The sequence below is a fragment of the Phenylobacterium sp. genome, assembly GCF_030679875.1.
Taxonomy (GTDB): domain Bacteria; phylum Pseudomonadota; class Alphaproteobacteria; order Caulobacterales; family Caulobacteraceae; genus Phenylobacterium.
Map to the genome: position 1 here is coordinate 1 of NZ_JAUXSP010000017.1, position 15,554 is coordinate 15,554.

Annotated in this window: 12 protein-coding genes; 9 read left to right on the plus strand and 3 right to left on the minus strand. The window is 67.1% G+C overall.

Translation table 11 applies throughout. The features are described 5' to 3' along the window. The 4 genes from Q8K84_RS10055 to Q8K84_RS10070 all read left to right on the plus strand — a co-directional run. Window positions 1-641, plus strand: a 641-nt coding sequence (locus tag Q8K84_RS10055) for an efflux RND transporter periplasmic adaptor subunit (RefSeq protein WP_305282510.1), incomplete at its 5' end; no start/stop codon positions are given. Window positions 642-644: 3 nt separating this feature from the next. Continuing rightward, window positions 645-1,853: an ABC transporter permease gene (locus tag Q8K84_RS10060; RefSeq protein WP_305282511.1), complete on the plus strand. Its 1,209-nt coding sequence runs from the start codon at window positions 645-647 to the stop codon at window positions 1,851-1,853. Next, window positions 1,850-2,560, plus strand: a complete 711-nt coding sequence (locus tag Q8K84_RS10065) for an ABC transporter ATP-binding protein (RefSeq protein ID WP_305282512.1) — start codon at window positions 1,850-1,852, stop codon at window positions 2,558-2,560. Before Q8K84_RS10060 ends, Q8K84_RS10065 begins: the two co-directional genes overlap by 4 nt. A 38-nt stretch (window positions 2,561-2,598) precedes the next feature. Beyond that, on the plus strand, window positions 2,599-3,117 hold the full coding sequence (locus Q8K84_RS10070) for a DUF4334 domain-containing protein (protein WP_305282513.1): 519 nt from the start codon (window positions 2,599-2,601) through the stop codon (window positions 3,115-3,117). On the opposite strand, the gene selD is transcribed toward Q8K84_RS10070, so the two are convergent. Then, on the minus strand, window positions 3,118-4,161 hold the full coding sequence (gene selD, locus Q8K84_RS10075; protein ID WP_305282514.1) for a selenide, water dikinase SelD: 1,044 nt from the start codon (window positions 4,159-4,161) through the stop codon (window positions 3,118-3,120). A 70-nt stretch (window positions 4,162-4,231) separates the two neighbouring features. On the opposite strand from selD, the gene mnmH reads away from it, so the two are divergent. From mnmH to sppA, 4 genes are all read left to right on the plus strand, one after another. Then, window positions 4,232-5,305, plus strand: a complete 1,074-nt coding sequence (gene mnmH, locus Q8K84_RS10080; protein WP_305282515.1) for a tRNA 2-selenouridine(34) synthase MnmH — start codon at window positions 4,232-4,234, stop codon at window positions 5,303-5,305. A 121-nt stretch (window positions 5,306-5,426) separates the two neighbouring features. Further along, window positions 5,427-6,203, plus strand: a complete 777-nt coding sequence (locus Q8K84_RS10085) for a DUF4157 domain-containing protein (RefSeq protein ID WP_305282516.1) — start codon at window positions 5,427-5,429, stop codon at window positions 6,201-6,203. Window positions 6,204-6,295: 92 nt separating this feature from the next. After that, on the plus strand, window positions 6,296-7,852 hold the full coding sequence (locus tag Q8K84_RS10090; RefSeq protein ID WP_305282517.1) for an AbgT family transporter: 1,557 nt from the start codon (window positions 6,296-6,298) through the stop codon (window positions 7,850-7,852). 124 nt (window positions 7,853-7,976) lie between these two features. Then, the gene (gene sppA / locus Q8K84_RS10095; RefSeq protein WP_305282518.1) at window positions 7,977-9,752 is read left to right on the plus strand and encodes a signal peptide peptidase SppA; all 1,776 of its coding nucleotides are present in this window, start codon (window positions 7,977-7,979) and stop codon (window positions 9,750-9,752) included. 365 nt (window positions 9,753-10,117) lie between these two features. Here sppA and Q8K84_RS10100 read toward each other — a convergent pair whose 3' ends face one another. Both Q8K84_RS10100 and Q8K84_RS10105 read right to left on the minus strand, forming a co-directional pair. Beyond that, the gene (locus tag Q8K84_RS10100; RefSeq protein WP_305282519.1) at window positions 10,118-13,087 is read right to left on the minus strand and encodes a TonB-dependent receptor domain-containing protein; all 2,970 of its coding nucleotides are present in this window, start codon (window positions 13,085-13,087) and stop codon (window positions 10,118-10,120) included. Between the two features lie 243 nt (window positions 13,088-13,330). Next, on the minus strand, window positions 13,331-14,998 hold the full coding sequence (locus tag Q8K84_RS10105; RefSeq protein ID WP_305282520.1) for a peptide ABC transporter substrate-binding protein: 1,668 nt from the start codon (window positions 14,996-14,998) through the stop codon (window positions 13,331-13,333). Window positions 14,999-15,008: 10 nt separating this feature from the next. Between Q8K84_RS10105 and Q8K84_RS10110 the strand changes: the two genes are divergently transcribed. After that, entirely contained in the window at window positions 15,009-15,551 is a 543-nt protein-coding gene (locus Q8K84_RS10110; protein ID WP_305282521.1) for a hypothetical protein, read from the plus strand. The last annotated feature ends 3 nt before the right edge of the window (window positions 15,552-15,554 follow it).

Here is a 15,554-nt window from a genome sequence, read left to right on the forward strand (position 1 = left end):
CCGAGGCCGAGGTCGCCGCCGCCCAGGCGACCGCGCGGGCCTCTGCGGCGCGCAGCCGCGAGTTCATCGTCCGCGCCCCCATGGCCGGAGTCATCCTGGTCCGCCCCATTGATAGCGGCCAGGTGGTCACGCCCACCACAACCCTGTTCGAACTGGGCTCCCTCGACGGGGTGGAGATCCTGGCCGAGGTGGACGAGGCCTATGCTGACGTCCTGCGCCCCGGCATGCGTGTCCGCGCCATAGCCTCCGGGGCTGATGTCCGCTTCGACGCCGTGGTCAGCGAGGTGTCCCCCAAGGTCGATTCCGCCACCGGCGGGCGGCTGGTCAAGGTGCGGCCTCAGGAGAACGTCGACCTGGCGCCCGGGCGGTCTGTCGACGTGACGATCGTGGTCGAAGTCCGCCCCGCCGCACTGGTCGTTCCCCGTCAGGCGGTGGTGGACGCCACCACCGACCCCAAGGTCTATGTGCTGGACGCCGACGACATGGTCCGGGCCCGTGAGGTCGTCATCGCCCGCTGGCCCTCGCAAGGGGCGATCATCGAACAGGGGCTGGTGGCCGGCGAACGGGTGATCCTGGCGCCCGGCGCCCTGCGTCCTGGCGACAGGGTCCGCCCCGTCGTCGCGCCGACGGGGGCGAGCTAGGCCGTGTTCGCCCTGACGGTGGCCCGCCGCTACCTGACCTCCAATCCAGCCCAGACCGTGCTTCTGGTGACAGGGGTGGCGCTGGGGGTGACGGTGTTCATCTTTATCACCGCCCTGATCGAGGGCCTGGCCGTAAGGCTGACCGACCAGGTGACCGCCAACAGCGCCCATGTGACACTGGAGCCCCCCACCCGGATGGCCAAGGTGCTGCCGGAAGGCGGGGAGATTCGGACCGAGGGCGTCGCCCTGGTCTCCACCTTCCAGCGCCGCCAGATCCGCGCCTGGCGCTCCACCGTCGACCTGATCGCCACCCAGCCCGGCGTCGCCAGCCTCAGCCCGCAGATCAGCGGCAACGCCTTCCTGGTGAAGGGCGAGGCGGTGCAGCCGGTGTCGATCACCGGGCTCGAGCCCGAGGGCCTGGATGCGATCACCCCGATCACCCCGAACCTGGTCTCAGGCCAGAGGGAGCTGGGCGCCGATGGCCTGCTGATCGGGACACAGCTGGCGCAGGACCTTGGCCTGACCGCGGGCCAGCCCGTGCTCCTTCGCACCGACCGCGGCGGTGAGCGCCTGCTGACCGTCCGCGGGATTTACCGGACGGGCCTGCAAAGCCTGGATTCCCGGGTCGCCTTCCTGTCGCTCCAGACCGCCCGCCCCCTCTTCGATCTGCCCGAGGGGGTGACCAATATCGAGATCAAGCTGGACGATCCCGGGCGGGCGCGGGAGGTGGCCGAATTCCTGGCCGGCGCCACAGGCCTGCGCGCCACACCCTGGCAGGACAAGAACCTGAACCTGGAGGACGCCCTGGAGGCCCAGGGCCGGACCGGGACGCTGATCCAAATCTTCTCGCTGATTTCGATCATCATCGGTGTGGCCAGCGCGCTCGTCCTATCGGCCTACCGCCGGCGCAGCGAGGTGGGGATCATGCGCGCCTTTGGTATTTCCGGCGCCTTCATCGTCGCGGTCTTCATGCTCCAGGGGCTGTTGATCGGCCTTGCAGGCGGCCTGCTCGGTTGCCTCAGCGGCTATGGGCTCTGCACCTTCCTGGCCTCCCTCACCGACGCCGACGGAAATCCGCCCCTGCCGATTGCGCCAGAGCGCGGGGGTTATGTGGCCGTCCTGATCCTGACCACCCTGGGCGCGGTGCTGGCCTCGGCCTTCCCGGCCCGTTCGGCCGCCCGGGTCGACCCCCTGGAGGCCATCCAGCAATGAGTCCTGTCCTGCAGGCCCGCGGCGTCGTGATGACCTTTCGCAACGGCGATGAGGAGACCGAAGTCCTGCGCGGCGTCGACGTGGAGTTGGCGGCAGGAGAACTGGTCGCCCTGGTGGGGGCCTCAGGCTCGGGAAAGTCCACCCTGCTGTCGATCCTGGGCCTGCTGCTCCGTCCCACGGCCGGCGAGATCCAGATCGCTGGCCAAAGGGTGGACGCCATGGGCGAGAAGGCGCGGGCGGCCTTCCGCAACCAGCGCCTGGGGTTCGTCTTCCAGTTCCATCACCTGCTGCCCGACTTTTCCGCCATGGAGAATGTGGCGTTCCCAGCCGCCGCGCCGGCGGGTGGGATTTCCCCGGAAATGCGTCGCCGGGCCCTGTCTCTTCTCGACCGGGTCGGCCTCGCCGATCGGGCGGACTTTCCAGCTTCACGGCTGTCGGGGGGCCAGAAGCAGCGTGTGGCCATCGCCCGCGCCCTGATGAACCAGCCCGATCTGGTGATCGCCGACGAACCCACCGGCAATCTCGATCTGAAATCCGCCGGCCAGGTTCTGGACCTGATGGGCGAGGTCAACCGGCAGGACGGCGGGACCTTCCTGATCTGCACGCACGACGAACATGTCGCCGCAAGGTGCGACCGACGGATTGTGCTCGTTGATGGTCGGGTCGAGACCGAAGACGCGGGATCAATCGGCCTCCCGGATCGTTAGCCCGCCAGGCGAACATTCACGGGGTCAAGATGCTGGGGTTGAACCAATGGCGCTCGCAGGGCCTATCGCCGGCGGCGGCCCGCGCCGCCTTTGACAGCCTGGCGCCGGTGACCCTGCCCGACGTCTTGGGCGATTGGCTTGGGGATGAGCTGCCCACCGGTCATCCCCTCGACGGACTGCTCGCGGGCTATGGCTGGCGCGGCAAGCGATTCACCTCGGCCGAGGTCGTCGATCCGCTGCGGTTCCACCAGGGCGCAGGCGAGGTGGCGGTCAATCCGGCCTTGATCCCGCTCAACGCGCCGCTGCGCTGGCCCAGGCTGGCGCGCTCAGATCCAGCGCGCTGGGCCTTCAAGACCCTGTTGCCCCTGCTCGCCACCCAGCGACCGAAGGCCAGGCTGAGAGCCGTGGCCCACCGGGGCCAGATCTCCACGGCCATGATCTATGACGATCTGCCGATCATTGATCATTTCCGAAAGATCGACGGTGGTCAGCTGCTTGGGTTGATGGACCTGCGCCACACCGAGCAGCCCTACTTCTTCATGCTGACGCGAGTCTGATCAGATCACCCGGATGGCGGGGCTCCCTGCGACCACCCGACCGACCACGGCCGCGGCGTCCGCGCCCAACTCAGCCAGCCGTCCCATGACAGCCGGAACAGCGGCCTCCTCCAGGGCGATCAGCAGGCCGCCGCTGGTCTGAGGATCACAGAGGATGTCCCGCCGCCATTCGGGGAACCCTTCAGGCAGACTGACCGCCTCGCCATAGCTGGCCCAGTTGCGGCCCGACGCCCCTGTACGCACCCCGGCCCGGGAGAGAGCCTCCACCCCGGGCAGCAGGACAGGCCCGTCCGCCGCGATCTCCGCGCCCACGCCCGCGCCGCGGCACATCTCCAGGGCATGCCCCAGCAGGCCAAAGCCCGTGACATCGGTCACCCCGTGGACCCCCTCGTGGGCGCCCAGCTCGGCGCCGATGCGGTTGAGCTGGGTGGTGGACGCGATGAGGGCGTCATAGCCCGCCGCCTCCAGGCGCTCCTGCTTGAAGGCGGCGCTGAGCACGCCGACCCCGAGGCCCTTGGTCAGCAGCAGCAGGTCCCCAGGACGGGCCGCCCGATTGGTCAGAACCCGGTCAGGATGAACCAGGCCCAGGGCCACCAGCCCGTAGATCGGCTCGACGCTGTCGATGGAATGGCCGCCGGCCACAGGGATGCCGGCGTCCGCACAGACCGCAGCCCCGCCGGCCAGGATCGCGGAAATCTGTTCGGTCGACAGCTTGCCGATCGGCATCCCGACAATGGCCAGGGCGAAGATCGGGGTCGCCCCCATGGCGTAGACGTCAGAGATGGCGTTGGTCGCCGCGATGCGACCGAACTCATAGGGATCGTCCACCACCGGCATGAAGAAGTCGGTCGTCGCCACCAGGGCCTGCCGATCATTCAACCGCCAGACCGCCGCGTCGTCCGAGGTCTCTGTCCCGACCATCAGGTTCGGAAACAGCGCCGCCTGAGGCACGCCGGCCAGGATTTCCCGCAGGACGGCCGGCGAGAGCTTGCAGCCGCAGCCGCCGCCATGGGCCAGATCGGTCAGCCGCACCTGTTGCGCCATCGGGTCTTGTCCTTGTGTCGGAGGGTCAGCGGATCGTTGTATAGCAACGGAGCCTGGACGGGAGCGCAGCATGGCGGGATTCGAGACGACCGAGGCGGTCACCGCCGCCGACCTCTCCCGCTATGACGCGATCATCGATGTGCGCAGCCCCGCCGAGTTCGCCCTCGATCACCTGCCCGGTGCAGAGAACCTGCCCGTGCTGGACGACCAGGAGCGGGCGCAGGTCGGCACGATCTACGTCCAGGAGTCCCGCTTCCTCGCCCGGCGGATCGGCGCGGCCCATGTGGCTCGCAACATCGCCCGCCACCTGGAGACGGCCTTGGCTGATCGCCCGGCCAGCTTTCGGCCCCTGATCTATTGCTGGCGCGGAGGCCAGAGATCAGAAGCCATGGCGACCATACTGTCCCAGGTGGGCTGGCCCGTGACCCTGCTCCGCGGCGGCTACCGCACCTATCGTCGCCATGTGACCACCCGGCTCTACGACACCCCCCGGGATCTGAAGCTGCTGCTGATCGATGGCCATACGGGGTCGGCCAAGACCGAAGTCCTCCACGCGCTGAGCGCCCTGGGGGTGCAGATCCTCGACCTCGAGGGGCTGGCCGAGCATCGCGGCTCGCTGTTCGGCGCCCTGGCTGGCCGGCCGCAGCCGAGCCAGAAGCTGTTCGAGACCCGACTGCTGCAAACCCTCGACGCCCTCGACCCCGAGCGGCCCATCGTCGTGGAGGCTGAGGCCAGCAAGATCGGCGATCGCATGACTCCGCCCGTGCTGTGGCGCGCGATGCAGCTTGCGCCCAGGGTCGTCCTGGAAGCCTCGCAGGAAAGTCGCGCGCGTTATCTGGTGGGCGCCTATGGGGATATCGCCGCCGATCCCGACGCCCTGGAGGCGGCCTTTGATCGCCTGCCGGTCGCCCCCAGCCGGGAGCGGCGGGAAGTCTGGCGCAAGCTGATCGCTGCGGGCGAATTCGCCGAGCTGGCCCAGGCCCTCATCGACCTCCACTATGATCGAGCCTATGACCGCGCCGCCCGGAAGGCCGAAGCGCCGGTTCTGGCCCGGATGGCGGTGAACCCCGGCGAGGCCGAGAGCCGCGCATCGGCGGCGCAGGCCATCGCCGATGCGGTCCTGGCCCGGTATGGCGCCCTCTAGGTGGAGCTTCTGGCGCAGCTCTCGCCCGCTGGAACCGGCGCCTGCCGGAGACGCTTTCAGCAGGGGCGTGACGGGCCGTGGGGCCGACGAGTTGGTGGATGGCTTGACCTTGGTCCTCGGCATGAGATCGCAACGTCGGTGGCCGCCATCGTGCGTTACATCGCTTATCCTGGCGGCGGGCCTGGCCCTCGGCGCCTGCTCCGGCGAGCCCAACGAGGCCAGCCTTCGTCCGCCGGCGGAGTGGCGGGCCAGCATCGAGCAGTCGGCGCGGAACGTCGCCGGACAGGCGCGGGAGGCTTCAGAGGAAGCGCTGCGTCGCTCGCCAGCCGTCACGGGCCCTGCCCTGGTTCAGGCCATCCGTTTCTCTCGGGCCCAGGCGCTGGCCCAGACACCTGAAGCCATGCCTGACCAGGTCCGTACGGCCTTGGCGCCCTATTTCGCAGATGAGATTCTGGAAAGCGCCCGTTGGACCACGGCCGGGCAGGACCTGGGTCTCGGCTCAATCCTGGCGCGCTGGTACTATGAAGAGGGCGCCGTAACGCTGAAGGACGTGATCGTCTTCTCCGACGCGAAGGTGGCCCAAAACGTGTGGCTCTGGGCCCATGAACTCGCGCACATGGAGCAGTATCGCCGGCTGGGGACCGAACGGTTCGCCGCGCGCTATGTGAGCGACTGGCGTGAACTGGAGGCCCAGGCCAACCGCCGGGCCTTCGCCATCACAGCTGATATTCGGGCGCGCAGGGCGGCCCGGCCATCTCCGGTCTCGGCGGTCGTCGATACGATCACGGACATGCTGGACCTGAGCGAACCCGACACCCAGGCCGAGCCGGACGAGGCGGAGGCGGTCGAGCCGCCTATTCCGTCGGCCGGGATGGACGCAGCGGCGCCAGAGACCTGAGACGGCCAGTTAAGTGACCTCGAACCAAGGCAAGGCTTGCCAGGACGCTCCGCATCGCGAAGCTAGGCGCAGAGTCGCGGAGGGTTAGCCGGATGGCCATGCAGTCAGGGGTCTTGGGGATGATCGAGAAGGTGGGCAACCGCCTGCCCGATCCAGTGGTCATCTTTGTCTGGATGATCGTAGCCCTGTTCGTTGGCAGCATGATCGCCGCTGGCCTCGGCGCCTCTGCAGTCAATCCGGCGACAGGCGAGACCCTGACGGCGGTCAGCCTGGCCACGTCAGAGAACCTGCGCCGGCTGTTTGTGGACATGCCGCGCACCCTCACCAGCTTCGCCCCCCTGGGGTTCGTGCTCACCGTCATGCTCGGCGCCGGGGTTGCGGAGCGGACAGGGCTGTTTTCAGCCGCCATGCGCGCCAGCGTCTCCAAGGCGCCCAAGGCCCTCCTGACCCCGATCATCATCTTCACGGCCATCATCTCCAATCACGCGGCCGATGCGGCCTATGTGGTTCTGGTGCCCTTGGCTGGAGTGGTCTTCGCCGCCGCTGGCCGCCATCCGGTAGCGGGCATAGCCGCGGCTTTCGCTGGCGTCTCCGGCGGCTTTTCGGCCAACATCTTTCCAGGCCACCTGGACGCCCTGTTGCTCGGTATCACCGAGCCGGCCGCCCGGCTGCTTGATCCCACCTGGACCGCCAACATCGCCGGCAACTGGTGGTTCATCCTGGCCATGACGGTGGTCTTCACCCCTCTGGGCTGGTGGGTGACAGACAAGATCGTCGAGCCGCGGCTGGGCCCCTGGAACCCCGTGGCGCCCACACCGGAGTCCGCCGAGACCGAGGCTGAGGCTGAAGCAACCGGCGCCCGGGAGCGCAAGGGACTGATCTGGGCTGGCCTGGGCGCTGTCCTCGTCATCGGCCTCTGGGCCGCCATGACCATCGGACCCGCCGCCCCCTTCATCAACGCCGAGGGGGGGCCAGGCGAGCGGCTGACGCCCTTCTATTCGTCCCTCGTGGCTGGGTTTTTCATGCTGTTTCTGGTCTGTGGCGTGGCCTATGGCGCAGCGGTCGGCACGGTGAAGAACCAGGGCGACGTCGTGCGCCTGACTGGTCAGTCCATGGCCGAGATGGGCCCCTATATCGTTCTGGCCTTCGTCGCCGCCCATTTTGTGGCGATGTTCAACTGGTCGAACCTGGGGGCCATTATCGCCATCCACGGCGCTGAAGGCCTGCGGGCCTCCGGCATGCCGACCCCGCTGCTGCTCACCTCCATGGTTCTGCTGGCCGCCAGCATCAATATCTTCATCGGCTCGGCCTCGGCGAAATGGGCCGCCCTGGCGCCGATCCTCGTGCCCATGCTGATGCTGCTGGGCGTCAGCCCGGAAATGAGTACCGCGGCCTATCGGATGGGCGACTCCACCACCAACATCGTCACCCCGCTGATGGTCTACTTCCCGCTCATCCTCGGCTTCGCCCAGCGCTACCAGAAGGACTTCCGCGTCGGGTCATTGATGGCGGTCATGGTCCCCTACTCGCTGACCTTCCTGGCGGCGGGCCTGATCATGGTTCTGGCCTGGACCAGCTTCGACCTTCCCCTGGGGCCGGGGGCCAGCGTCGACTACGTGTTGCCCGTCCAGGTCCAGGTTCAGCCCTGAGGCCAACCCATGCGCGCTGACGGGACGTCGTTCTGAAAGGACGGCTCGTCAGCGCCCCTTCATTTCCCCGCAACGGGCGCCGATATAGGGTGGGTCAACACTCTCCTCCCCGCACGGACCCTCGATGAAGCAGTTCCTGACCACCATGGGCGGCGTCTTCGCCGGCCTGACCCTGTTTCTGGTGGGAGTTCCCTTTCTGCTGATCGTCATTGCGGCCGGCGCGACGCGTCCTGCCCCCTTGCCCGGCGAGGTGGTGCTGCAACTGGATCTTCGCAACGCCCTGACCGATCAGGCCGCCCAGAACCCCTTCGCGGCCTTCAGCGGCGGCTCCAATTCGGTGATGTCTGTCATAGAGGCCCTGCACCGCGCAGAGGGCGATCGTCGGGTCAAGGGCCTGCTGGTCCGCCTGCCCGAGGTGGGGATGGAGCCTGGCGCGGCGGACGAAATCCGTCTGGCCCTGCGTCGCTTCGAGGCGGCGGGCAAGCCTGTGATCGCCCACAGTCAGGGTCTGTATCAATCGGGCGTGGTCACTTCGACCTACATGGTCGGGGCCGCGGCGGGCGAGCTGTGGATGCAGCCAGGCTCAGCGCTACAGGCCACGGGCCTGGCGGTGGAGGACATCTTCTTCAAGCGCTTTTTCGACGAGTACCAGGTCAAGCCTGACTTTGAGCAGCGCAAGGAGTTCAAGAACGCCGTCAACGGCTACCTGCACACCGACTACACCGCCGCCCACCGCACCGCCCAGCTGTCGTGGATGAACTCGGTCTATGCCAGCACAGTGAACATGGCGGCAAATGACCGTGAAATGGCGCCAGCCGTCCTGCGGTCCCGTCTGGAGGCCGGCCCCTATTCCGCCACCCGGGCGCTTGACCTCGGATTGATCGACAAACTCGGTCACCTGCATGAAGCCCAGGAGACCCTGCTGGCGGGCGCGGGCGACGACGCGCGCCTCATTGACCTGTCGGCCTATGCCCGCAGCGCCGGGCCTCTGGACCGGTCGGGTCCGACCATCGCCCTGATCGAGGCCGAGGGCCCGATCATCACGGGCCAGAACGGCCTGTCAAACCCCCTGGCGCCCAGCACGATGATCTTCTCTGATGACGTGGCCCAGGCGCTCTATGACGCCGCCGAGGACGACGACATCAAGGCCGTGGTGATACGCCTCAATTCACCAGGCGGATCAGACACCGCATCGGAGCAAATCCTGGCGGCGGTGCGCGCCGTTAAGGCCGCCGACAAGCCGGTGGTGGTGAGCATGGGCACCTACGGGGCGTCAGGCGGCTACTGGATCGCCTCCGAGGCCTCGGCCATCATCGCCCAGCCTACCACTCTGACCGGATCGATCGGCGTCTATGGCGGCAAGCTCGCCCTGGGGCCGGCCTTGGCCGAGTTCGGGGTTGATATGCGCGAGTTAGGGGTCGGCGGGGACTTCGCCGGCGCCTATGGAATGGGCGGCAGCTTCACGCCCGCCCAAGAGGCGGCCTTCTCGGCCATGATGGATAATGTCTATGACGAGTTCGTCGTCCGCGTCTCCCGGGGTCGCAACCTGACCCCTGAGCGGGTTGATGAGATCGCGCGCGGCCGGGTCTGGACCGGCGCCCAGGCCAAGTCTCTTGGGCTGGTGGACGAACTGGGCGGATTCTACCAGGCGATTGAAAAGGCCAAGGGGCTGGCCTCGCTTGAAGGAGAGGTGCGTCTGCGCCGGATGACTCCGCACCAGACGCCGCTGCAGGCCCTGGAGCGGGCCCTGGGCATGGGCGCGGTTTCGGTGAAGACGCTGGTCGCGGCCGCCTGGGTGCTGGGCGATCCCCGCGCCCAGTCGGTGCTGGACACCATGGCGACCGAGCGCCTGCGCAGCCAGAACGCCGCCGCGGTCCTGTCCCCGACCCCGCTCCGCTAAACGGGGGCGATGCACGACAGCCTGTGCTGGGGGTGGCCCGGCCCCTAAGGGCTATGGCCGGAAGGACGAGGCCGCCGCCTGGTCGTGCGCCCTGAACTGGCCCCGAACAGCTATGGCGGCGCTGCGGCTGCTGAACGGCAAGCCTGTCATCTCAACGACTTCGGCTTTGGTGCGGGCGAACAGGGGATGACCTCTGCCCCCGGGCGCAGGGCGCGATGACGCCATCCCTCACCCAGCGATCTCACACAGACTCCGGGAACCCGGTGCTGGGCCGCCGGCGCGGCGTCACACGCCCTGCTCCAGGCAAAAGAAAAGGGCGGCGGACCGAAGTCCGCCGCCCTCTCTCCAGGTCTGACTGAGGTCTTTTAGAACCGCAGGTTCAGGCCGACCGCGAAGATGCGGCCGAGCGTGTCGTAGGCGCTGGGCAGGGTGTTACCGCCGTTGGCCGAGGTGGTCGCGGCTTCGTTGCCGAGCACCGGGGGATCCTTCTCGAGCAGGTTCTGCACGGAGAAGGTCACCTTGGCGACGTCGTTGAAGGCGTAGCTCGCGGCCAGGTCGATGTAGTTGTAGGCCTCAATTTCGCGGAAGGCCGCGAAGGTGTTGGGCTGTTGAACCGGCTCGATCTCGACCTTGTTCAGGTGACGCCACAGGTAGGACACCTGCAGGTCGCCCATGGTCCAGGTGGTCCGCTGAACGAAGCGGAACTTGTGGGTCGGGTTGCCGCACTGGGTGCCGTAGTAACCCAGGCAGTCGATCTCCGGCACCGTGATGCTCGAGCGCGACTCGTTGGTCAGGTAGTAGTTACCGGTCCAGGAGAAGGCCAGGCTGCCCCAACGCTCGTTCAGGCCGACAGTGTCGAGGTCGAGGCCGAAGTTGACCGCGGCTTCGATGCCCTCAGCGCGAATGTAGTCCAGGTTGGTGGTGAAGCGCTGGACGCCCGAACCGGGCGAGGCGATGTCGCCATTCACGCGGACGACACGGTCGCAGAACTGCTGGATGCCTGCGCCGTAGCAACCGTCCAGGGTTTCCTGGGCGGAGAAGGCGTCGATGTAGTCCTTCACCTCGATGTCGTAATAGTCGACCGAGATGACCGGGCTGCGCAGGGCCGTCAGGAAGGTCGGGCTCCAGACGATGCCGACGGTGGTCGTGTCAGCCAGTTCCGCATCGGGCAGGTTCTGAAGGTCAGTGCCCTCGAAGGTGTTGATCTGGCCGGACACGATGTCCTGAACCGTACCAACTTGAGCGGCCGTCATACCGGTGGCGATACAACGGGCGCGCACTTCGGCCGAGATGGCGCCAGGGTTACCCAGCGAGCAGGGGTCGAAGTCGGCGTTCCGCAGGGCGGTGACCACCGGCGCGGCGAGTTCGCCAACGTTCGGGGCGCGGGCCGCGCGCTGACGCATGACCCGGAACAACAGACCGTCGATCGGCTCATAGTTCAGACCGGCCTTCCAGGTGCTGTAGGACCCGGTCGGGTTGTAGTCCGAGAAGCGGTAGCCGAGTTCCAGACCCAGGGAGTGGGCCAGGGGCTGGTCCATGGCGATCGGAACGATCATTTCGCCGAAGATTTCGTGAGCGTCGAAGCCGCCCGCGATCGGGAGCTGGTTGCCGCCGGCGCCGCCGAGGCAGCTGACCGGAGCGAGCTTCCAGCACTCGTCAGGGGTGAAGCGACCGAATTCCTCACGATACTCGACGCCCACCGAGGCGACCACGGCCTGCGTCGCCCAGGGGCTTTGCAGCGCGCCCAGTTCCCCGTTCACAGACGCGTTGAACACGGTCTGCTCGTAGGTTTCGGAGATGATCGCCGTGGCGCTGGAATAGGCCGCCATGGCCGGGGTGATGGTCCCGAAGGCGCCGAAGACGTTGATCGGCACGCAGGCCGAGCCTCCGGTGCGGCAGGCGGTGGTCGAGACCGCGTTCAGCGCGTTGCCGAAATTGGTCGTGTTGGTGTAGCCGGCCGAGATGCTGGTCCGGTCGACCTGACCCTTCTGGAGGTAGACGTTCCAGTTCCAGTTATCCAGCAGTTGGCCACGCAGGCCGAGGGTGAACTGGAACAGGTTGTTGTCGTAGCTCGTCGAACGGGCGCCCAGTTCGCCGGTGCGGCGACGGATGACCAGGCTCAGGTCATCGGGGGTGTCGACGACGCCGTTGTTGTTCAGGTCGCGCCAGCTGCCGGCCGGCAGGGTGCCGGCGGTGCGGGCTGTGTTGGCCGCATTGATCAGGGTCGTCTGAGCCTGGGCGGTCAGATAGGGGTTGGCCAGCGGCACGAAGAAGGAGTTGCCGAAGATGCCCGACGGGGCGACCTGCTGGGTCACGTTGGTCGAGGAGTAGATGAAGCGGCCATAGGCCTCAACATTCTCGGCCAGCTCGTAATAACCGATCGCGGTGGCGCCATAGCGCTCCTGCGGGGTCTGATAGTAGTTGTAGGGGTTGAAGTTGAACACGCCGCAGTTCGGGCCCAGCGTGCCGTCTTCACGGAACTGAAGCGCCGACGTGCCGACGCCGGTGATCTGGGTGCGGGTCGGGACGGTGGTGGTCGAGCCACCGGCGGCCACCGAGTCAGGGCCACCGCAGTTGGCGGGCGCCGGGGTCGGGCCCTGGCCATCCAGGAAGTTCTGATAGTTGGCGCCGTTGGCGGTCACGATGCCGAGGTTGCCGAGCAGGCGGGCGCCGAGCAGGACGCCTTCACGCTTGGAGTAGTTCATGCTCATGGCGACGTTGCCGCGGCCGTCAGCGATGTTGGAGCCGAAGGTCAGCGAGGTGGAGACCACTTCGCCGTCGCCGTCGCCGGTCACCGAGTATTTGGTGTCCAGTTCGACGCCTTCAAAATCCTTCTTCAGGATGAAGTTGATGGCGCCCGAGATGGCGTCCGAACCGTACACGGCCGAGGCGCCGCCGGTGATGACGTCAATCCGCTCCAGGAAGGCGGTGGGGATGACCGAGACGTCCACTTGGCCGTCGACGTTGTAGGGGGTGACCCGCTGACCGTCGATCAGGACCAGGTTCCGCTGGGCGCCGAGGCCGCGCAGGTTGATGGTCGACACGCCGGCGGTGCCGTTGTTCACCGCGTCGCCGTCCGAGGGGACGGAGATGGGCAGGAAGCGGATGATCTTTTCCACTTCCGGCTGCTGCTGCAGACCGATTTCCGCCGCGCCGACGGTCAGGATCGGGCTGGCCGACTCAAGGCCGGGCACCTGAATGCGCGAACCGGTCACGACCAGTTCCTGGACTTCGGCGACCTGGGCGGCGGCCGGCGAAACGGCCATGGCGGCGAACGCCGCGCCACAGATCATCGATGACGCCAACAGGCGCTCTCGCTTGGATTTGATGTTCAAGGTCAGATCCTCCAGCGGGCCGATCACACGTCCGATACGGACAGGCGCCGAGCCGCTCCCCACAAAAAAAGTGTCCCGCGGATCGAGACCGACCCGGGTTACGGGGAGTTACGAGGGTTACGGAACGAGGGTCAACGGCCATTAACAAGCCGCAATGTTTTCGAGCCCCACCTGTCACATTCCAGACACAGACTGGCCATGGCTAAGCCGCATGGCGACCAATTCATGCCCCTGATTGGTAGGCTAGCCCCCCGCCACGCATAGATATCGCGTGCGATGGTGGTCGATTATGTTGTCAACCCAACCGGTGATCCTGGGGTTCACAAGCGCCTTTGTGTTCAAAAAATAGACCGGAACGATGGGCGCATCCTCGAGCATGATCCGCTCGGCCTCGGCCAGGTAGCCGGCGCGAATCTCGGCGTCCGGCTCGTTGTCAGCCTTGCGCAGCAGCTCGTCATAGGTGGGGTTGCTGTAGTCGCCATAATTCTGCGACCCCGCCGATGAGCCATTGAGATACAGGAAGCTCATGGCGTCGTTGTAGTCGGCCACCCAGCCGGCGTCGGCGATCTGGAAGTCGCGGACCCGATAGGCGGCATAGGCGATCTGCACCTCATTCTGAGCCAGGGCGAGATCGATTCCCACCTGCTTCAGATCGGCCTGGATCGCAGGCATGAACAGGGTCGGGTCCGACGAGTTGCGGTGCTTGATCTCGAGCTTCAGCGGCTTCGACGGCCCATAACCCGCCTGCGCCAGCAGACGCCTGGCCTCGTCCTGCCGCCGCTCGAGCGACCAGCTCGCCCATTCAGGCTCGGGCGGGGAGACGTAGTTGGCGACCCCTGGCGGGACGTAGTTGTAGGCTGGGACCTGCCCGCCGCGCAGCAGCTTGTCGGTGATGAATTCGCGGTCAAGCGCCATGCTGATCGCCCGGCGCACCCGTACATCCTTCAGCGCCTCCACATTGGAGTTGAACGCCATATAGGCCACGCCGAGATAGGTGTGGGTCCGGACATAGTCCGGGATTTCCTGGCGAAGGAAGCCGATCCGGTTGGACTGAACCTCGTAGCTGATGTCCAGCTCGCCCCGCCTGACCCGCCGCTCCGAACTCGCCGCGTCGGTGGTCGGGTAGTAGTAGACCTGATCAACGCAGACCTTGTCGGCGTCATAGAAGCGCGGGTTCTTGGTCATCCGCACATGGTCGCCCAAGCGCCAGGTGGCGATGCGATAGGGGCCGTTGGTGACGATGTTCTGGGGCTGGACCCAGGCGTCGCCCAGCCGTTCCACCAGATGCTTGGGCACCGGCGACATGGTCTGGTGCTTGGCCACCTCGGTCAGGTAGGGGGCCGGATGGACCAGACGGATCTCCAGGGTGCGGGGATCGATCGCCCGCACGCCCAGGGTTTCCGGACCAGTCTCGCCTTCGTTGAGGGCCTGGGCGCCTTGGATGAAGTAGAGCAGCGAGGCGTATTCCGAAGCCGTCTCGGGCAGCAGAATTCGCCGCAGGGAGAAGGCGAAATCCTCCGCTGTCACCGGCACGCCGTCGGACCAGACCGCTTCGCGAAGATAGAAGGTCCAGACAAGGCCGTCGTCGCTGACTTCCCAGCGCTCGGCCATGCCGGGGACCGCCTCGCCGCTGGCGTCATCCTGGGTCAGGCCAATAAAGGCGTCCGCCAGAATGCGGCTTTCCCAGGTGCCGGTGGCCTTGTGCGGATCCAGCGTGGCGGGCTCCGAGCCATTGCCGATCAGCAGGCAGACCTCACCCTCCGGGCAAGGGGGACGCACAGGCGCTTGAGGCGCGCAGGCCGCGGCGGTGGTAAGCAGAGCCGGGACGAGGACCGCCAGGGCGACCTTGGACGGAGAGAAGAGATTGCGCCGACCCCGGCGGACCTCTTCAATGAGGCTTGGAAAGATCATGAGGCAACCGATGACAGGTTTTTGGCCCGGGGCAAGACTCAGTCTGGCGCTCGCCGGCGCGTGCGCGTTAGCGCCCCTAGGCGCTCAGGCGCAGTCGACCAGCGCCCCGGGGCGGGCGGCGATTCTCCAGTCGCTGATGGATTGCCGGGGGCTCGGTGACGACGCCGCGCGGCTGGCCTGTTTCGATCAGGCGGCCGGCGCGATGGATCAGGCCGAGGCCAGCGGCGACATCGTGGTGGTCGATCGCGAACAGGCGCGCACCGTTCGCCGCCAGACCTTCGGCTTTTCCATGCCCTCCATGGCGCTGTTCGAGCGCGGCGTCGCGCCTGAAGAGATGGACAACATCACCGGCGTGGCCAAGAGCGCCTATCAGGCCGGCGGCAAGTGGGTGATCGAGCTGGAAGACGGCGCGATCTGGCAGCAGACCGACACTGAAGTGGTCGGCCGCCGCCCCCGGGCCGGGACCAAGGTGGAGATCCGCAAGGCCTCCCTGAGCAGCTACTTCATGAACCTGGACGGCCAGCGCGCCGTGCGGGCCAAGCGCGTCCAGTAGTCC